The sequence below is a fragment of the Arthrobacter sp. Soil_N43 genome, assembly GCF_057655195.1.
The window spans coordinates 1-17966 of the sequence record NZ_JBDGML010000063.1 but is presented as its reverse complement, the minus strand read 5'-3'; the positions used below and the strand labels follow the sequence as shown (position 1 = coordinate 17966).

Genomic DNA, 17966 nt, shown 5'->3' with positions numbered 1-17966 from the left:
AATTAATGCGGCCGGCGGGGCCACGTTGCGGTTTACGTTACGTGCATCACGCCGGGCGCGCCTTGCCGTAAACCGGAAACGAGGAACATCGATGCCCGAGTACTGGTACAACGTCAAGACCCACGAGGTAGAAGAGGACGCCTTGTCGGACTGGACCCAGCTCATCGGCCCCTACAAGACCAGGGAAGAAGCTGAGCACGCGATGGAGAAGGTCCACGCCCGCAATGAAGCGTGGGAAAAGGACGACGACGACTGACCCGCCGCGGGCCGTCCGGCTAGAACGAGTGTTCCGGTCCGGGGAACCGGCCTGAACGGACGTCGTCGCCGTACGCCTTGGCCGCGTCGCTGAGGGTGGCCCGCAGGTCCGCGTACTGTTTCACGAACTTGGCCATTTTGCCTCCGCGCAGGCCCGCCATGTCCTGCCAGACCAGGACCTGGCCGGTAGTTACGTTCCCTGCGCCGATGCCGATCGTCGGCACCGTGATGGCGGCGTCGACCGCCGCTGCCGTTTCGGCCGGCACCATTTCCATGAGCACGCTGAACGCCCCGGCGTCGGCCAGCGCCACGGCGTCGTCGATGAGCCGCTGTGCGTCATCCCCGCGGCCCTGCACACGGTAGCCTCCCAGCGAGTGTTCGCTCTGGGGCGTGAAGCCGATGTGCGCCATCACCGGGATCCCGGCCTGGACCATGGCCCGGACGGTTTCCGCGTAGAACTTGCCGCCTTCGATCTTGACGGCGTGCGCGAGGCCTTCCTTCAGGAAGCGGACACCGGTGGCCACTGCCTGCTGCGGGGACACCTCGTAGCTGCCGAACGGCAGGTCCGCGACCACCAGGGCACGCTTCGCCGACCGCGTAACGGCCCGGCACAGGGGGAGCAGCTCGTCAACGGTGACGGGGAGGCTCGTTTCATTGCCGAAAACGTTGTTCGAGGCCGAATCTCCCACCAGCAGCACCTCAATGCCGGCCTGGTCGAAGATCTCCGCGGTGTACTGCTCATAGGCCGTCAGCATCGCGAAACGCTCGCCGTTGGCTTTTGCCTGCTGAAGGTGGTGCGTGCGGACTTTGGCTATGGGCTTCCGGACAGTTCCCGACGACGGCGCTCCCGCTGCCGCAGGGCCGTTACCGTAGGGGGCGGGTACTTCTGCGGACATGCTTGCATCGGGACTGCTGCTGGAGGCCATAGGCAAGAGCGTAAACCGAGACCCGGCGCACTAGCTACCGGGCCCTGTCCCCGGACGGGTGTTTCCGGTCACAGGAATCCGCTGTCTGGTGGCTGTGCGGTGGAATTCTGCCCGCTTCCGGCCGCGGCACGTGTTAATGCTGTGTTACGCGCCGCACCTGAGCCAGCATCAGGACTGATTGCTTAGTAAAGTGATTCGTGAGCTGCCGCCGGCCTGGCTAGTACCAAGGGCCTGGTGGCATGAACGTTGACCCGGAGAAGAGGCTTCATGGACCGCCAGCAAGAGTTTGTCCTGCGCACGATCGAAGAGCGTGACGTACGGTTCGTGCGTCTCTGGTTCACCGACGTCGTGGGCTCACTCAAGTCGGTGGCCTTGGCGCCGGCTGAAGTGGAAGGCGCCTTTGAGGAAGGCCTGGGCTTCGACGGTTCCTCGATTGAGGGCCTGGCCCGCGTGTTCGAGTCCGACATGCTTGCCCAACCTGACCCGGCCACCTTCCAGATCCTGCCGTGGCGCGGTGAAACCGAGCAGACCTCCAGGATGTTCTGCGACATCCTGACGCCCGACGGTGAACCCTCGGCCGCGGATCCCCGCAACGTCCTCAAGCGCACCCTGGCGAAGGCTGCCGACATGGGCTTCACGTGCTACACGCACCCCGAAATCGAGTTTTACCTCCTGAAGTCCCAGGAGCTTGGACCGGACGGCTCGCCGATCCCCGTGGATGAAGGCGGCTACTTCGACCACGTGCCGGGCGGCGTGGCCCAGGACTTCCGCCGGACGGCGGTCACAATGCTCGAGTCCGTGGGCATCTCCGTGGAGTTCAGCCACCACGAGGCGGGCCCCGGGCAGAACGAAATCGATCTCCGCTATGCGGACGCACTGCAGACCGCGGACAACATCATGACCTTCCGCACCGTGATCAAGGAAGTGGCGCTGCAGCAGGGCACGTACGCCACGTTCATGCCCAAGCCATTCACGGCGCATCCGGGCTCCGGCATGCACACGCACTTCTCCCTGTTTGAGGGCGACACGAATGCCTTTTACGAAGCCGGATCTGAATTCCAGCTCTCCGAAACCGCCCGCCAGTTCATCGCCGGCATCCTGAAGCACGCCCCGGAATTCACGGCTGTGACCAATCAGTTCGTGAACTCCTACAAGCGCCTTTGGGGCGGGGGAGAGGCACCGAGCTACCTGAGCTGGGGCCACAACAACCGCTCGGCACTCGTGCGGGTCCCCCTCTACAAGCCCGGCAAGGGACAGTCTGCCCGGATCGAATACCGCGGCATCGACTCGGCGGCCAACCCGTACCTGGCGTACGCAGTGCTGCTGGGCGCCGGGCTCAAGGGCATCGAAGAGGGCTACCAGCTGCCGGCCGCAGCCGAGGACGACATCTGGTCGTTGAGCTCAGCGGAGCGCCGGGCGATGGGCCACGATCCGCTGCCGGCCAGCCTGCACGACGCCATCCGCAGCATGGAGGACTCCGAGCTCATGCCGCAGATCCTGGGCGAGCAGGTGTTCGAACACTTCCTGCGCAACAAGCGGGCCGAGTGGCAGGACTACCGCCTGCAGGTGACGGCCTATGAGCTGCAGCGCAACCTCGGCATCCTTTAGGCCCCGGCCTTGAGTCTGGCCCGCCGCCTCATTTCCGCCGGCTTCAGTGATCTGGAGAAGGGGGAAAGGTTCCTTGCCGCCCCCGAGCTTGAGGGCATCGACCAGGACGTGCTGTTCGCAGGGCTCCAGCTTGCCGCGAGCCCGGATGCGGCGCTGCAGTCCCTGGTCCGGCTGATCGAGAAACACCCCGACCTGAGGAAGCTTGCGGCCGCGGATACGGACACGAGCGAGCCGCTGTACCGCGTCCTGGGCGCGAGCGAGGCGCTGGGGGAGTTCCTCATCCGCCATCCGGAGCACCTCGATGCCTTCGAGGTGACGGCCAGCCCGGAACCCCTGCAGGCGGAGGCGGCCGAGCTGCGCCGGCATCTCCTGAAGTCGGTGCACGCCGACCCGAGCGCCGCGCGGCCGGTGGCGGGGATAACAGGCCCGGAAGCCTATGAGGCACTGCGCACCGCCTACCGGCGGGGCGTGGTGGACTTGGCCGTGAAGGACCTCTGCGCGGCGGACCCGCTGGACTTCATGCCGGCCGTCGGCGCCGAACTCGCCGACCTCGCCGGAGCCGCCATTGAAGCCGCCTTGGCCGTGTCCCGGGCGGAGGCGGCGGCGCAGTTCTCTGCCGAGGAGGTTGCCGAGGTCGGCCTCGCCGTGATCGGCATGGGCAAATGCGGTGCCCGCGAACTGAACTACATCTCCGACGTCGATGTCATCTACGTCGTCGAGACCGGGCAGCTGGAGGACGCCAGGGCAAGCAGCATCGGCACGGCACTCGCCTCGGGTATCTCCCGCGCCATTTCCTCGCCGGCCCGCGAGCCCGGTCTGTGGGAGGTGGACGCCAACCTCCGGCCCGAGGGCAAGTCCGGCCCGCTGGTCCGCACGCTCGACTCCCACCGCAGCTACTACGCCCGGTGGGCGGAGAGCTGGGAGTTTCAGGCCCTCCTGAAGGCCCGGACCATCGCCGGCGACGCCGAGCTGGGCGCCCGGTACGAGGACGCCGTCTGGCCCCTGGTGTGGTCTTCCGCGGGCCGGGACGGGTTTGTCGAATCCGTGCAGGCCATGCGCCGCCGTGTGACGGAGCATATTCCGGCCGCCGAGGAGCAGCGCCAGATCAAGCTCGGCCGGGGCGGACTGCGGGACGTGGAGTTCACGGTGCAGCTCCTGCAGCTTGTGCACGGAAAATCCGATGAGTCACTCCGGCGCCGCGATACGACGTCGGCCATCGCAGCCCTGTCAGCGGGCGGCTACATCGGCAGGGCAGACGCCGCCGCCTTTGATCACGCCTACCGGTACCTGCGGCTGCTCGAACACCGCATCCAGCTGTTCCAGCTCCGGCGGACCCACCTGATGCCCGTCAAGGAACCGTTGCAGCGTGCCCTCGCCAAGGCCGTGCTGGGCCCGTTCTCCACCGACCGGCCGCATCCCGACGCCCTGATGGCAGCCTGGCACAAGACGAAACGCTCGGTCCGCGAGCTGCACGACCGGATTTTCTACCGCCCGCTGCTGAACACCGCCGCGAAGCTGAGCAGCGAGGACGCCCGCCTGACCCCGGAAGCAGCCCAGGGCCGGCTTGCCGCGCTCGGCTACCGCGATCCCCAGGGGGCGCTGCGCCACATCGAGGCCCTGACTGCCGGTGTCAGCCGGCGCGCCGCCCTGCAGCGGCAGTTGCTGCCCATTCTGTTGGGCTGGCTCGCGGAGGGTGTGGATCCCGACGCCGGGTTACTCGCCTTCCGCCGCATCAGCGAGGCCCTGGGCACCACCCACTGGTACCTCGGCATGCTGCGGGACTCCGCCGCGGCGGCGGAACGGCTCTGCCACATGCTGTCCAACTCGCGGCTCATCGCCGACCTGCTGGAAGTGTCACCGGAGTCGGTGGCCTGGCTGGGAACCGACAAGGAGCTCACGCCCCTCAGCTTCGAGGCCCAGTGGCAGGAGATCGCGTCCAAGATGTCCCGACACGCTGAGCCGGAAAGCGCCATGCGGCTGATCCGGCTGATCCGGCGGCGGGAAATCCTGCGCGTGGCCATTGCCGACAGCGCCGGCCTGCTCGCCCAGGACCAGGTGGGTGAGGCGCTGGCCGAAACGGACCGGGCGGCGATCCTCGGGGCGCTGCGCGTTGCGGAGAACATCGTGTCCGCGGCTGGCCCCCTGAAGACTTCGGTGCTCGTCGTGGCCATGGGCCGGCAGGGAGGCCGGGAAATCGGCTACGGCTCCGATGCCGATGTCCTCTACGTCCACCGTGCCCTGCCAGGTTACGCCGACGACGAGGCCCAGCAGCAGGCGGCAAAGATCGTGGGCCACATCTCCAGCCTCCTCACCCAGCCCCTGCGGCCGGCGATCTTGGCCGAGCGGGTGCTGGCCGTGGATGCCGACCTGCGTCCCGAGGGCAAGAGCGGGGCGATGGTGAGGTCGCTGGAATCGTACGCCGAGTACTACCGCCGCTGGTCGCTGGTCTGGGAAGCGCAGGCGCTCCTGCGCGCCAGGCCGATCGCGGGTGATGACCGGCTCGCTGATGACTTCCTCAGGCTCATCAATCCGATCAGGTACCCGGAGTCGCTGTCCGAGGCGGACGTCCGGGAGATCCGGCGCGTCAAGGCGAGGGTGGAAGCGGAGCGGCTGCCCCGCGGTGCCGATCCGGCCCGGCACCTCAAGCTCGGCCGCGGCGGGCTCAGCGACGTCGAATGGCTGGTACAGCTGCTCCAGCTGCAGCACGCGGGGCGGCACCTGGAACTGCGGACGACGTCGACGCTTGAGGCGCTCGAAGCCGCGGCGGCGCTGGGTCTTCTGGAGGCAGCCGACGCCGGGCTGCTGGCCGAGGCCTGGCGGCTCGCCAGCCGCATCCGCTCCGCCAACGTGATCTGGACAGGGCGGGCGTCTGACTTGCTGCCCTCCTCCAGGCGGGACCTGGAAGCGGTGGCCCGCTGGTGCGGCTATGAGGAAGGGATGGCCACGGCTTTCGAGGAAAACTACCTGCGGGTCAGCCGGCGGGCGAGGGCCGTCTTCGAGAAGGTCTTCTACGGACACTAGGCCGGCGCTTTATCGTGCCCCGGGAGGGCTGACACGTCCTGGGCCGGGTGCTAGGTTTGGGCCCATGGCTACCCAAATCTTCGTAAATCTCCCCGTCAAGGACCTCGACAAAGCGGTGGACTTCTTCACCGCGTTGGGTTTCAAGTTCAACCCGGATTACACCGACGAGAACGCCACGTGCATGATTATCAATGACGATGCCTACGTGATGCTCCTGGTGGAGGGCTTCTTCAAGACCTTTACCTCCAAGGAGGTCGCCGATGCCAAAGGCAGCAGCGAGGTGATCATGGCCTTCTCCGCCGACAGCCGTGACGGCGTGGACGACATGTACAACAAGGCCATCGCGGCCGGCGGCACGGAGTCCCAGCCGGCCCAGGACTACGGCTTCATGTACAGCCAAAGCTTCCAGGACCTCGACGGGCACCTCTGGGAGGTCATGTGGATGGACCCGGCTGGCCCGCAGGCCGAATCGGTGGCGACGCCCGGTTCGTGAAGAGCGCCAGACCGACCGGACATGCCTCCGCACGTATGGCTGATCTCCCTTAAGGACCTCGACGAGGACGCGCAGGCCATTCACCTGGGCGAGGTGGCCCGGATGGAACTGGGAACCGGCCAGGGCGACTTCGTCGGTGATCCGCTGCGGATGATGCTGACCGGGCTCGAAGAACAGTCGCGGATGCCCTATGTCATCGAAGAAAACGGCGAAGCCGTGGGCGTGCTGACGCTCCAGTCCGGCGCGGCCACGCTGGCGGGCTGGCCGGACGATGACTCAGTGTGGTTGCTCCGCGGCTTCCTCATTGACCGCCGGCGGCAAGGCAGGGGACTCGGCCCGGCCGCCGCGGCGGCGGCTGTGGCGACCGCCGCCAAACTCACGGCGAGACGCGGTGGGGGCCAGGCCGGCGTCGTACTTTCCGTCAACGAACGCAACGGATCCGGCCTTGCCGCCTACCGCAAGGCCGGCTTCGAGGACCGCGGGCAGTACCTCGGCGGTGACGCCGGACCGCAGCGCACCATGTACGCCGCGTTTTGACGCCCGTTGCGCTGGTCAGGGTGCGTGCTTACGCTGTGTCTTGGCAGGGCTCTTCCGCAGTGTGACCACCTTGGAGCGGCGAAATGGAACTGGAGGGTGACCACGCCCGGGCACTGGCGAAGAGCAGCCAAGCCAGGAAGCGCCGAAGGGCCGAGCTGCTGCTCATCGCGGCCGGCGTGGCCGCCACCCTCATCGCGGCGGCCTACCAGTACGTCGGCATCAGAAGCACATTGGAAAGCAGCACGGCGGCTTCCCTGTACGCCCAGCAGCAGGAGATCGACAGGATCTTCGTGGACAATGTGGACCTTCAGCCATACTTCTGGCGTCGGCAGGAACTCCCTGACCCGGCGGCTCTCCAAAATGCTGCGGAAAAACTGGAGGCCCAGCAACTGGCCGCCAGGGCCGAAGCCACGGCGCACCGGATCCTTGATCACTTCGCGCACCTGAAGTATCAGATGGGAATGCAGGCCTTCACCTCAGAACGGGCAGACTGGGAGGCCTACATGCGGCAAAGTTTTGCGGAATCACCCATCCTGTGCCGTGCGCTCTGGGCAGACCGGGAGTCGTTTGGCGGCAACGGCTCCGACTCCCTGTGGGGGCGGTATGCGGAGGAACCCTGCCGGGGAATATGACCTGCCGTGTTGCCTGCCTGCATGGCACTAGACAGGTGGGAAGCCTGGTGGACCAAAACCACCGGAGCCTGGATTCTCGAAGCCGGTTCCCGCGCCGCTGCCCAGGAGACTGCGGGTAAGAGCCTCGCCGTCGTCCATCAGCACGTCGACAGCGGTGCTGAGGTGCCTGTCATCCACCGAAACTCCTTCCAAGGCGGCAGCAACCACGGCCCTCCGGACGAGGTCGCGAGCAAACGAGGCGGTAGTCCCTTCGGTGCGGGAGGCCGCATCTTCAACAGCCTCACTGCTGAAGGGAATCCCGCGGGCGTAGAGTTTCACGAGGCTGATGCGATCGCAGACAAAGAAGAGCCCGCACGAGCTGCCGTTGTGCTGGCAGCTCGTGCGGGCTCTCTGCGAACTAAACCGGGTTTAGCCCTGTGATGTGGCTAGACGCCGTAGTAGAGCTCGAACTCGTACGGGTTCGGGCGCAGGGACAGCGGGCGGATCTCGTTCTCGTACTTGTACTCGATCCAGGTGTCGATCAGGTCCTGGGTGAACACGCCACCGGCCTGCAGGAATTCGTTGTCCTCGCGGAGCGCCTCCAGGGCTTCCTCGAGCGTGCCCGGAGCCTTGGGGATGTCCTTGGCTTCCTCGGCGGGGAGCTCGTAGAGGTCCTTGTCGATCGGAGCCGGCGGCTCAATGCGGTTGCGGATGCCGTCAATGCCGGCCATCAGCTGGGCAGCAAACGCCAGGTACGGGTTGGAGGAGGGGTCCGGAGCGCGGAACTCGATGCGCTTGGCCTTCGGGTTGGAACCCGTGATCGGGATGCGGATACCGGCGGAGCGGTTGCCCTGCGAGTAAACCATGTTGACCGGAGCCTCGAAGCCCTTGACCAGGCGGCGGTAGGAGTTCACCGTCGGGTTGGTGAACGCGAGCACGGCCGAGGAGTGCTTCAGCAGGCCGCCGATGTACCAGCGGGCGGTGTCGGACAGGCCTGCGTAGCCCTTCTCGTCGTAGAACAGCGGCTCGCCGCCGTTCCACAGCGACTGGTGGCAGTGCATGCCCGAGCCGTTGTCACCGAAAACCGGCTTCGGCATGAAGGTCACGGACTTGCCCCAGGCATCGGCCGTGTTCTTGATGACGTACTTGAATTTCTGCAGGTCATCCGCGGCGTGGGTCAGCGTGGTGAACTTGTAGTTGATTTCAGCCTGGCCAGCGGAACCGACCTCGTGGTGGCTGCGCTCGACCTCCAGGCCGGCCTCGTCCAGGGCAACACACATGGCGTCGCGCAGGTCGGCCTGCTTGTCGGTGGGGGAAACCGGGAAGTAGCCGCCCTTGACGGGGGTCTTGTAGCCCAGGTTTCCGCCTTCTTCTTCGCGGCCGGTGTTCCAGTGGGCTTCTTCGGAGTCGATCTTGTAGAAGCTGCCCTGCGGGGAGGACTGGTACTGGACGTTGTCGAAGACGAAGAACTCGGCTTCGGGAGCGAAGAAGGCGGTGTCCGCGATGCCGGTGGACGCGAGGTAGGCTTCAGCCTTCTCGGCCACGCCGCGGGGGTCGCGGTGGTAAGGGTCGCCAGTGCGGGGGTTCACGATGGAGAAGTTCAGCGCAAGGGTCTTCTCCATGCGGAACGTGTCCAGGAACGCGGTGGTGACATCCGGGATGAGCTGCATGTCCGACTCGGCGATGCCCTGGAAGCCACGGATGGAAGATCCGTCGAAGAGCTGGCCATTGACGAAGAAATCAGCGTCCACGCTCTTGGCCGGCACGTTGAAGTGCTGCTGCACGCCAGGAAGGTCAGTGAAGCGGATATCGACGAACTTGATATCTTCGTCTTTGATGAACTTGAGGACTTCGTCCGCAGTCTTGAACATCTATGCTCCTTACGCATATGTATTAACTGGCTGGAAGCCAATGTGGCCCAGCGCAATCGTGGGCCAGCGCAGTCTGAAGGGCGAAAACACAAAAAAGTGCCCCCGCCGGCAGCTCGCTAGCAACTGTTACCACCCTAGGGATAAGGGGTTTCCCGTCCGTGTCAGCTTTGTTTCCGGCAGGTTACATAACCCCCTGATATGTAAACGCTATACGGTGTCCACACTATGGTCCATCCGCATCCACACTCTGAGCGGTCCGCGCCGGCCGGGCGTGCGGGTAAACCCGGTAAACTTGGACGGTGGTAGATCGCAGAGACATTGGTTCCTGGCTGAGCGGGCCGGACACCTCCGGCATTTCGAAGTACCCGGGGGAACGCCTGGGCCTGCCGGAATCGGGGCCGGGGTCCATCGCCCGGGCCGGGCGGCGGATCGTGGCCATCATCATCGACTGGACCCTGGCCCTGCTGATCAGCAACTTCCTTTTTTCCGGCGACTCCTGGTCTACGCTCGCCGTGTTCGCAGCGGAACAGGCGCTGCTGATTGGCACCCTCGGCTACAGCATTGGCCACCGCGCCATGGGCATCCACGTGATCAGGCTTGGCGGCGGGCCTGCAGGCCCGGTCGCGGCCCTGGTCCGTACACTGCTGCTCTGCCTGGTGATTCCCGCCGTGATCTTTGATCCGGACCAGCGGGGTCTTCATGACAAAGCCATGAAGACCGTCCTGATCCGCAGGTAAAGCCGGAGCTTCGCAGGTAAGCCGGGCGGATGCCGCTAGGCGTCCGCGGTTTCCTCCTGGGCTGGCTCCCGGACGGTGTGCTCTGCCGTGCCGCCCGCCGTCGTACCGGATGCGCTCAAGTAGCCGCGGTTTCCCGCCCAGCGTTCAAACAGCACCGTGGCGAAGGGCAGCACGGCCGAGAGGCCGGCGAACAGCGCAGCCAGGAACGGCCAGCGCTGCAGGCGCCACAGGACCAGGGCCGTGACGCCGTAGGCGATGAACAGCGCCCCGTGAATTGGCCCGGCGGTTTCCACGCCAAGCTCGGTGGTCTTGGCGATCCATTTGAAGTACATGCCAGTCAGCAGTGCTGCCCAGCTCAGGGCCTCGGCGAGGGCGAGCATCCGAAAGATGCCAATGACGGTGCTTCTTGACGGTATTTTCACAGGGTCTCCGGCATCGTGTCGTGGTTGGGCAAATCGTGGTTGGGCAAAGTCGTGTACAGCGAGTGGTCTTTAGCGCGCCGGGACAAATGAAATCGCCCCGGCAGCCGGAGGGAAGTCCGGCCGCCGGGGCGGATCAGGAAGTTTAGCGTCCGCGCTGGGGACGGGCCTTGTAAGGGTCGATGCCCTTGGGGATGGGGAGCCGGTTGCCGAGTGACGAGATGCGCTTGGAAACGGCGCTCACCTCGATCTTGGTGAGCTCCTTGTTCAGCTTGTTCATCTTCTTCGCAACCTGGCTGATGGGGGTCTGGCCTTCGCCCTTGCCGCTCTCGATGACGTGGATGGTCACGTTGGGCAGGATCCGGGCGAGCTTCTTGCGCTCGGCATCCAGCAGCGGCTTCACGCGGTGCGTGGGGCCCTCGCTGACAAGCACGACGCCGGGACGTCCGATGGCGCGGAACACGGCGTCCTGGGTGCGCGGGTTGACCGCCACCGGCTGCTCCTCGGTGATCCAGCCGCGCTTGAGCGTGCTGAGGGCAGCTCCGGAGGCGCCGGGCTGGTTCTCGATCTGGGCGAACGCCGCACGTTCGGCGCGGCGGGACAGGATGAACGTGGCCGCGAGGAAGCCCAGCGGGATGCCGATGATCAGGCCGGTGATCCAGTTCTCCAGCAACAAGCCAACGATGAGGCTGACCGCTACGACGCCCAGAAAGGCCAGCAGCATGAGCCACGGAACCATGGGGTCGTGGCGGCGGGTCATGTTGAAGACTTCGCCGATCTGCTTCAGCCGGCTCGGCTTCTTGACCTTTGCTGCCTTGGGCTTGCGCGAGAAGAGCCCACGCTTGGGGGCGTCAGCTGACGGAGTGTTGTTGCTGGAATCAGGGGATTTCGCCATAGTGCCTTAATTCTACGTGATTTACGACAAAGGGCCGGACGGCCGGACGACCCGGCGTCCGGCCCTTTGGCTCAGACAGACAGACGTGCTAGGAGTGCGCCGCCAGCAGCGAGCTCGCTTCCTGGCGGGTGCTTCCCGAGCTCTCGATGTGCGCCAGTTCGGCAGGGATTTCCCAGCCCTTTTTGCGCATCGCGGTGGCCCAGAGCCGGCCGGCACGGTACGAGGAGCGCACCAGCGGGCCGCTCATGACGCCGAGGAAGCCGATTTCCTCGGCCTCGGTGGCGAGGTCCACGAATTCCTGCGGCTTGACCCAGCGGTCCACCGGAAGGTGCCGCTCGGACGGGCGCAGGTACTGCGTGATGGTGATCAGGTCGCAGCCGGCGTCGTGCAGGTCCTGCAGGGCCTCGGAGATCTCTTGGCGGGTTTCGCCCATGCCCAGAATCAGGTTGGACTTGGTGACCATGCCCAGCTTGCGGCCCTGCGTGATGACGTCCAGGGACCGCTCATAGCGGAAGGCGGGACGGATGCGCTTGAAGATGCGCGGCACGGTTTCGACGTTGTGGGCGAAGACCTCGGGCTTGGAGTCGCAGATCGCGGCGATGTGTTCGGGCTTGCCGGAAAAGTCGGGAATGAGGAGCTCGACGCCGGTGCCCGGGTTGAGCTCGTGGATCTTGCGGACGGTCTCGGCGTAGAGCCAGACGCCTTCATCTTCGAGGTCGTCACGGGCCACGCCGGTGACCGTGGCGTAGCGCAGCTGCATGGCCTGCACCGAGCGGGCCACCTTGGTGGGTTCGAACATGTCGACAGGGGAGGGCTTGCCGGTGTCGATCTGGCAGAAGTCGCAGCGCCGGGTGCATTCGGACCCGCCGATCAGGAACGTCGCTTCCTTGTCTTCCCAGCACTCGAAGATGTTGGGGCAGCCGGCCTCTTCACAGACGGTGTGAAGGCCTTCCTTCTTGACCAGGTTCTTGAGCTGGACGAACTCGGGGCCCATCTGGACCTTGGCTTTGATCCAATCCGGCTTACGTTCCACCGGGGTGGCCGCATTGCGCTGTTCGATACGCAGCATTTTCCGGCCTTCTGGTGCCAGTGTCACAGTAGAGCTCCTTCGGGGGTTGCAACTAGGGCGTCTTCATTGTTGCGCAGTTCTTCGATGATCCGCGAAACGAGATCCGCCGGGGCCACATCGCGGCCGGTCTCCTGGGCAATGGTGGTCACCCCGGCGTCGGTGATTCCGCAGGCGATGATCTGGCCGTACGGGGACAGGTCGTTGTTGCAGTTGATGGCGAAGCCGTGCATGGTGACGCCCTGGTTGACGCGGATGCCGATGGCGGCGATCTTCCGGGCCGGGCCCTTGGCGTCCTCCTCGATCCAGACCCCTGCGCGGCCCTTGATCCGGACGGCCGTGATTCCGTAGTCGGCCAGGACGGCGATGATGACCGCCTCAAGCCGCTCTACATAGTCGCGGATCCCGGCCCTGTTCTTCAGTTTGATGATGGGGTAGCCCACGAGCTGGCCCGGGCCGTGCCAGGTGAGCTTGCCGCCGCGGTCCACCGGAACTACAGGGGTGCCGTCGAAGGGGCGCTCGTGGTCCTCCGTGAGTTTACCGGCGGTGTAGACAGCGGAGTGTTCGAGCAGGAGTACTGTGCTGGGGGCCTTGCCGGCCAAGACCTTTTCGTGGATTTCGCGCTGGAGTTCCCAGGCGTGCGTGTAATCCACGAAATCGGGGGCAAGACCCAGCTGTGTGAACTCAAGAGTCATGGCATCCAGCTTAGACCCCGGCGGGCTCTGGACCGGATAGTGTGCCCAACCTCTCACCCCCCCGGAGGACCGGCCTGCGCCGGGGTCCGCCTCCTGTGGATAACTTCTGCGGGAAGTTGCCGTTTCGGGTAGGCATTAAGCCATGGACGACGTGAGTCAGGACACAGGTCATTCCGAGGAACGCGAGCCGCAGCTTCCGGGCTACCGCGTGTGCCGTCGGCTCGGCAGCGGCGGCAGCGCCGTGGTGTGGCTGGTGACCGAGGAGGCGAGCGGGCGCAAGCTGGCGCTGAAGTGCTTTGGCACGGCATCCGGGCCTGAACAGGGGAGCGGCGCGGCGGTGCAGCATGCGGAGGAGGATATCCGCCGGGAGATCCTGATCATGTCCGTCCTTGACCACGGCCACCTGGTGAAATCGCACGACGTCGTCACGGTCGGCGGGGCCGCGGTGGGCGGGGCCACGGACAACGTCGTCGGGATCCTCATGGATTATGCACCGGGCGGTTCGCTGCGGCAACTCGTCGGTTCCCGGGGCCGGCTCAGTGTCGGGGAAACCGTGACCGTCCTGACTCCCATCGCGCAGGCGCTGGCCTATCTGCACGGCAGGGGATTCACCCATTCAGACGTCTCGCCCGGAAACGTGCTCTTCTCCGGGCATGGAAAACCGCTCCTTGCCGACCTCGGCCTGGCACGCATGGTAGGAGACCCTGGCGGCGTTTCAGAACTTGGCACCGACGGTTTTCGGGATCCCTCACCGGTCGATGCACTGAGGGCAGGACTGCAGCCCGGCCGCGACGTTTACGCCGCCGCCGCGCTGGGCTGGTACTGCCTCACCGGGGCGCCGCCGCTCCCTGCACAAGACAGGCCGCCGCTGTCGTTGTTGGTGCCGGACGTTCCCCATGAACTTGCTGCGGCGCTGGAGGCAGGCCTGAGCGAGGACCGGCGGCAGCGTCCGGACGCCGCGGAACTGGCCACCGCCATCTACCGGAGCGCGGGAGCGCTGCCGGTCGACCTTTCGCGCTCAGTGCATCCGACCGTCCTGCCGGAGCTGCTGACCCGCAGGCCGGAGCAGCCGGCCCGCGGCCGCACGCGGGAACGGCTCGCCGCCTGGGGGAGGCGCCTCCACACGTCCGCGCCCGCCGCAGCATTCCGGAGGAGCCCGGGCAGCACCCCGGCGCCGCTCGGTGGCCGGCTTTTGGCCGGCTCCCTGGCCGGCGCTCCCGAAGACGGGTTGCCCGGCAGGCGTGGCCGGCACACCCGGTCGGATCGAGAGGAGCCGCTCTCCGGCCAGCGGCGCCTCTCACGGCGTGCGGCTGCCGCGCCCCGCCGTCGGAAAGCCGCCTGGGCAGGCCTTCTGTCCGCTTCGGTCGTTGCCGGCGCATGGCTGCTGCCGCCGGCGCCGCCCACGGACCTGCTGCCGGGCGGTGCAGGCGCCGGGCCTTCCCTGGTGCGCGACGGCTCACCGGTGCCCGCGCCTGCTCCGGCTCCTGTTCCGACTTCGGCTCCTGCTGCGACCGCTGCCGGGATCCCGGCTGCCGTCCGCGGCCAACTCCGGGCGGGGAATCCAGTGGAAGCCGTGAAAGGACTGGCCTGGCTGCGATCTACCGCCTTGAGCGAGGGGAGGCTGGAACTGCTCGCCGAGGTCAACGCCCCGAGCTCTGCGGCAGCGGCCGCGGACCGCCGGATCAGCGTCCGGCTGCGGGACTCCCGGACTGTCCTGGGCGGGTTCACCACCAGCCTCGCGCACATCCGCAGCTTGCCGGAAAGCACGGAGACAAGGGCGGTGGTGGCCGTGACCGCTGCGACGTCCGGTTATGTGGAGCGGTCCGCTGCGGGGGTCGTGGTGGCTACGGGCCATCCTCAGCCGGCCCTCGATCTGCAGCTGGTTCTCCTCCGCATTGATGGCAGGTGGCTGATCTCAGAGATCCTGCCGGCACCATGACCCGCGCGATGCCGGGCCCCTCACGCGCCGTGAGCCACCCATTCGGCAGCCTGACGCAGAGCCGGATACCGCCACACGAATCCGGCGTCCTTCAGCCGGGCCGGCTCCACTTTCTGGCTGGCCAGCAGGAGCTCGTCGGCCAGCTTGCCCATCACCAGGCGCAGTGCCGGAGCCGGAACGCGGAGCAGCGCCGGCCGGTGCAGGGCCCTGGCCAGCTCGCCCACCAGGGCGTTGACGTCGGCGGGTTCAGGGGACGCCACAATAACGGGACCGGAGAGCGTGGACGTCAACAGGAAACCAAACGCTGCGGACAGGTCCGGCTGGGTGATCCACGGCCAGTACTGGCGGCCGTTGCCGAGCGGCCCGCCGACGCCCAGGCGCAGCAGCGGCAGCAGCCTGCCCAGGGCTCCGCCGGACCGGCTGAGCACCACCGCCGTCCGCGGGGTCACCACGCGGACACCGGCCGGCGCCTCATGGGCGGCGGCTTCCCACTCGCCGCAGATCCGGGCCAGGACGCCGGACCCGGCAGGCGATTTCTCGTGCAGGACGGTGTTGCCTGCGTCTCCGTAATAGCCCGTTCCGGACTGGCTGATGAAGGTTTTCGGTGGCGCATCCAGATGCCTCATTGCCGTGGCCAGGGTTCGCGTCGGCCCCAGCCGTGAGCGGAAAAGTTCGTCGATCCGGCGGCGTGTCCAGGGCCTGTCGCCGATGCCGGCCCCGGACAGGTTGATGACGGCGTCGGCGCCCTCAAGGCAGGACGGGTCGATGTGGCCCGCGGCCGGGTCCCAGCGCACTTCCGCCGGCGAGGCAGGGGTCCTCCTGACCAGCCGCGTGACGTCATGTCCGTCCGCGAGCAGCCGGGCGGAAAGATCGGTACCGAGGAGCCCGGAGGAGCCGGCCATGACGATGCGCATGATCCATCTCACCACGCCCCGGCACGGCAGGGCACCTCCCGGCCGGCCTTGGTGACTTTGACTATGATCGTACGATGACCTCTTCGAGCTACTTCCGATTCCCGCATGTTCACGGCGATCTGGTCACGTTTGTGGCCGAGGACGATGTCTGGATCGCGCCCCTCGGCGGAGGCCGTGCCTGGCGGATTTCCTCCCTGCAACTCCCTGCCCGGAACCCGCGGTTCACGCCGGACGGCAAGCGGCTCGTCTGGACGGTCGTACAGGGAACGGCGCCTGAGGTGGTCATCGCCGACGTCGACGGCGGCGGGTACCGCCAGTTGACCTTCTTCGGTCACAGCACCACCAGGGTCAAAGGCTTCACGGCCTCCGGCGACGTGGTGGTCACCAGCGCGTTCCGCCAGGCCGAGAACAGGCTCACGCATGCCTACAGGCTCCCGACGGAGGGCGGCTGGGCCGAAGAACTGCCGTTCGGGCCCGTTGAATCCGTGGCCTTCGGCACCGAGGTCGGCGACGAGAAGCCCGTCGTCGTGGCCAGCGTCCTGTCCCGGGAACCCGCGTGGTGGAAGCGCTACCGCGGCGGCACGGCCGGGAAGCTCTGGATCGATGCCGACGGCAACGGTGAGTTCGCACGGCTGCTTCCGGACCTGGACGGCAACCTGGCCGACCCCATGTGGGTCGACGGGCGCATTGCCTTCCTCTCGGACCACGAAGGCTACGGCAACCTGTACTCTGTCCTGCCCAACGGCACAGACCTCCGGCGCCACACGGACCATGAGGACTTCTACGTCCGCCACGCATCCACCGACGGCAAGCGTGTCATTTTCGAGTCAGCCGGTGAGCTGTGGATTCTCGATGACCTTGCCTCCGACGCCGTCCGGCTGGAGATTTCACTGGGATCGGCGTCCCAAGGCCGCCGTCCGGCGCTGCTCAAGGTTGAGAAGCACCTCGGTGACGTCCGTCCCGACGTCTCGGGAGCAGCCAGTGCGGTGGAGGCGCACGGAACCATCCACTGGCTGCGGCACAAGGACGGACCCTCGCGGGTGGTTGAAGCCACTCCGGGCGTCCGGGCGAGGCTGCCACGCCCTTTGACGGAGGGCCGCATCGCCTACGTTGCGGACCACGACGGAGACGAAGCGCTGTTCATCAGGGAGATCGCGCCCCGGCTCGAAGCACCGGAAGCACCGGAAGCACGGGCTGACCGTGCAGTGCCGCCCACGGGGCAGGCCACCGCACAGGCCACGGGAGAACAGCCCTCCGGTGCCCCGGCGCTGCCCAGTCCCGTCCCGGCTGCCGGCCCCGCCGGCCAGCGCATTGACGTCGCCGTGGCTGACGATTCGCAGGCGGACGTCGCTCCTGCTGCCGGCACCGGGGACGAGGCCGGTCCGGCCGCGGGCACCCTGTCCCCGGCACCGAGCCGGATCGCCTTCCCCAAGCCTTCGCGGGCCAGCGCCATGGAAACCAGTCCCGACGGCCGCTGGATTGCGATCGGCACCGCATTCGGCGATGTCTACGTGGCCGATACGCGGGCAGGCTCCATCACCGCAGTGACCAGCATCGGCGAAGGCAGCATCGAAGCATTGTGCTGGTCGCCGGACTCCGCCTGGCTGGCCTGGTCGGAACCGGTGACGTCCTTTGGCTCCCGCAGCCGTCTCAGGGTGGCCCAGGTGGGCACAGCCGGTCCGGGCGCGGGTGCAACAGGCACGGCTACGGGTGCGCCGGAAATCATCGACGTGACGGACGGCCGTTTCCGCGACCAGTCGCCGTCGTTCACGCCGGACGGCAAGTTCCTCGCCTTCCTGTCCATCCGCAGTTTCGATCCCGTGTATGACGGGCATTCCTTCGACCCGGAAACGGGCCAGGACGGCGACGCCGGCGAGGCTGGCCAGCCAGCGCCGGTCCGCGTTGATGCCGAGGGACTCTCGCACCGCGTTGTCAGCGTCCCCGTCCCGCAGGGCAACTACTCTTCCCTGACGGCGGTC

General features: G+C 66.8%; 16 protein-coding genes and 1 pseudogene. 9 read left to right on the top strand and 8 right to left on the bottom strand.

What is annotated here, in order from left to right; translation table 11 throughout:
- Nucleotides 1-91 precede the first annotated feature (91 nt).
- A complete protein-coding gene (locus AC3A3W_RS05665; RefSeq protein ID WP_205652649.1) occupies nt 92-256 on the top strand; it encodes an SPOR domain-containing protein in 165 nt (54 codons plus the stop codon).
- A 19-nt stretch (nt 257-275) separates the two neighbouring features.
- On the opposite strand, the gene panB is transcribed toward AC3A3W_RS05665, so the two are convergent.
- A complete protein-coding gene (gene panB, locus AC3A3W_RS05660; protein WP_487441017.1) occupies nt 276-1181 on the bottom strand; it encodes a 3-methyl-2-oxobutanoate hydroxymethyltransferase in 906 nt (301 codons plus the stop codon).
- Between the two features lie 267 nt (nt 1182-1448).
- Here panB and glnA (AC3A3W_RS05655) point away from each other — a divergent pair, with 267 nt between their 5' ends.
- From glnA (AC3A3W_RS05655) to AC3A3W_RS05635, 5 genes are all read left to right on the top strand, one after another.
- Nucleotides 1449-2789 (top strand): type I glutamate--ammonia ligase, encoded by a 1341-nt coding sequence (gene glnA, locus AC3A3W_RS05655; RefSeq protein WP_487441015.1) that lies wholly within the window; start codon nt 1449-1451, stop codon nt 2787-2789.
- A gap of 9 nt (nt 2790-2798) precedes the next feature.
- A complete protein-coding gene (locus AC3A3W_RS05650) occupies nt 2799-5810 on the top strand; it encodes a bifunctional [glutamine synthetase] adenylyltransferase/[glutamine synthetase]-adenylyl-L-tyrosine phosphorylase (protein ID WP_487441013.1) in 3012 nt (1003 codons plus the stop codon).
- A gap of 64 nt (nt 5811-5874) precedes the next feature.
- Complete coding sequence (locus tag AC3A3W_RS05645) at nt 5875-6303, top strand: VOC family protein (protein WP_487441011.1); 429 nt, start codon at nt 5875-5877, stop codon at nt 6301-6303.
- Between the two features lie 21 nt (nt 6304-6324).
- On the top strand, nt 6325-6840 hold the full coding sequence (locus tag AC3A3W_RS05640; RefSeq protein WP_487441009.1) for a GNAT family N-acetyltransferase: 516 nt from the start codon (nt 6325-6327) through the stop codon (nt 6838-6840).
- Between the two features lie 83 nt (nt 6841-6923).
- Nucleotides 6924-7472 carry a hypothetical protein gene (locus AC3A3W_RS05635; RefSeq protein ID WP_487441007.1) on the top strand — a complete coding sequence of 183 codons (549 nt, stop codon included), beginning with the start codon at nt 6924-6926 and terminating at the stop codon, nt 7470-7472.
- 27 nt (nt 7473-7499) lie between these two features.
- Here the strand turns inward: AC3A3W_RS05635 and AC3A3W_RS05630 are convergent, their stop codons facing one another.
- Both AC3A3W_RS05630 and glnA (AC3A3W_RS05625) read right to left on the bottom strand, forming a co-directional pair.
- Nucleotides 7500-7790 (bottom strand): hypothetical protein, encoded by a 291-nt coding sequence (locus AC3A3W_RS05630; protein ID WP_487441005.1) that lies wholly within the window; start codon nt 7788-7790, stop codon nt 7500-7502.
- A 107-nt stretch (nt 7791-7897) separates the two neighbouring features.
- Nucleotides 7898-9322 carry a type I glutamate--ammonia ligase gene (gene glnA / locus AC3A3W_RS05625; RefSeq protein WP_205652657.1) on the bottom strand — a complete coding sequence of 475 codons (1425 nt, stop codon included), beginning with the start codon at nt 9320-9322 and terminating at the stop codon, nt 7898-7900.
- A gap of 299 nt (nt 9323-9621) precedes the next feature.
- On the opposite strand from glnA (AC3A3W_RS05625), the gene AC3A3W_RS05620 reads away from it, so the two are divergent.
- Nucleotides 9622-10059 carry an RDD family protein gene (locus tag AC3A3W_RS05620; protein ID WP_487441003.1) on the top strand — a complete coding sequence of 146 codons (438 nt, stop codon included), beginning with the start codon at nt 9622-9624 and terminating at the stop codon, nt 10057-10059.
- A 35-nt stretch (nt 10060-10094) separates the two neighbouring features.
- On the opposite strand, the gene AC3A3W_RS05615 is transcribed toward AC3A3W_RS05620, so the two are convergent.
- The 4 genes from AC3A3W_RS05615 to lipB all read right to left on the bottom strand — a co-directional run bounded on the left by AC3A3W_RS05615 (nt 10095) and on the right by lipB (nt 13134).
- Nucleotides 10095-10481 (bottom strand): DUF3817 domain-containing protein, encoded by a 387-nt coding sequence (locus AC3A3W_RS05615; RefSeq protein ID WP_487441001.1) that lies wholly within the window; start codon nt 10479-10481, stop codon nt 10095-10097.
- 142 nt (nt 10482-10623) lie between these two features.
- Nucleotides 10624-11373: a DUF4191 domain-containing protein gene (locus AC3A3W_RS05610; protein WP_205652659.1), complete on the bottom strand. Its 750-nt coding sequence runs from the start codon at nt 11371-11373 to the stop codon at nt 10624-10626.
- An 88-nt stretch (nt 11374-11461) separates the two neighbouring features.
- On the bottom strand, nt 11462-12469 hold the full coding sequence (gene lipA, locus AC3A3W_RS05605; RefSeq protein ID WP_487440999.1) for a lipoyl synthase: 1008 nt from the start codon (nt 12467-12469) through the stop codon (nt 11462-11464).
- Nucleotides 12466-13134, bottom strand: a complete 669-nt coding sequence (gene lipB, locus AC3A3W_RS05600; protein WP_487440997.1) for a lipoyl(octanoyl) transferase LipB — start codon at nt 13132-13134, stop codon at nt 12466-12468. The genes lipA and lipB overlap by 4 nt, the downstream gene beginning before the upstream one ends.
- A gap of 142 nt (nt 13135-13276) precedes the next feature.
- Between lipB and AC3A3W_RS05595 the strand changes: the two genes are divergently transcribed.
- Nucleotides 13277-15073: a serine/threonine-protein kinase gene (locus AC3A3W_RS05595; protein ID WP_487440996.1), complete on the top strand. Its 1797-nt coding sequence runs from the start codon at nt 13277-13279 to the stop codon at nt 15071-15073.
- A 20-nt stretch (nt 15074-15093) separates the two neighbouring features.
- Here AC3A3W_RS05595 and AC3A3W_RS05590 read toward each other — a convergent pair whose 3' ends face one another.
- Entirely contained in the window at nt 15094-15987 is an 894-nt protein-coding gene (locus AC3A3W_RS05590) for a TIGR01777 family oxidoreductase (RefSeq protein ID WP_487440995.1), read from the bottom strand.
- A gap of 74 nt (nt 15988-16061) precedes the next feature.
- Here AC3A3W_RS05590 and AC3A3W_RS05585 point away from each other — a divergent pair.
- Nucleotides 16062-17966 (top strand): annotated as a pseudogene (locus AC3A3W_RS05585) (S41 family peptidase); the annotation flags it as partial.

Coding starts and splice junctions, on each gene's coding strand:
- AC3A3W_RS05590 (WP_487440995.1), bottom strand. CDS start 15,987: ATGCGCATCGTCATGGCCGGCTCCTCCGGGCTCCTCGGTACCGATCTT.
- AC3A3W_RS05645 (WP_487441011.1), top strand. CDS start 5,875: ATGGCTACCCAAATCTTCGTAAATCTCCCCGTCAAGGACCTCGACAAA.
- glnA (WP_487441015.1), top strand. CDS start 1,449: ATGGACCGCCAGCAAGAGTTTGTCCTGCGCACGATCGAAGAGCGTGAC.
- AC3A3W_RS05635 (WP_487441007.1), top strand. CDS start 6,924: ATGGAACTGGAGGGTGACCACGCCCGGGCACTGGCGAAGAGCAGCCAA.
- lipB (WP_487440997.1), bottom strand. CDS start 13,134: ATGACTCTTGAGTTCACACAGCTGGGTCTTGCCCCCGATTTCGTGGAT.
- AC3A3W_RS05610 (WP_205652659.1), bottom strand. CDS start 11,373: ATGGCGAAATCCCCTGATTCCAGCAACAACACTCCGTCAGCTGACGCC.
- AC3A3W_RS05665 (WP_205652649.1), top strand. CDS start 92: ATGCCCGAGTACTGGTACAACGTCAAGACCCACGAGGTAGAAGAGGAC.
- AC3A3W_RS05595 (WP_487440996.1), top strand. CDS start 13,277: ATGGACGACGTGAGTCAGGACACAGGTCATTCCGAGGAACGCGAGCCG.
- panB (WP_487441017.1), bottom strand. CDS start 1,181: ATGGCCTCCAGCAGCAGTCCCGATGCAAGCATGTCCGCAGAAGTACCC.
- glnA (WP_205652657.1), bottom strand. CDS start 9,322: ATGTTCAAGACTGCGGACGAAGTCCTCAAGTTCATCAAAGACGAAGAT.
- AC3A3W_RS05640 (WP_487441009.1), top strand. CDS start 6,325: ATGCCTCCGCACGTATGGCTGATCTCCCTTAAGGACCTCGACGAGGAC.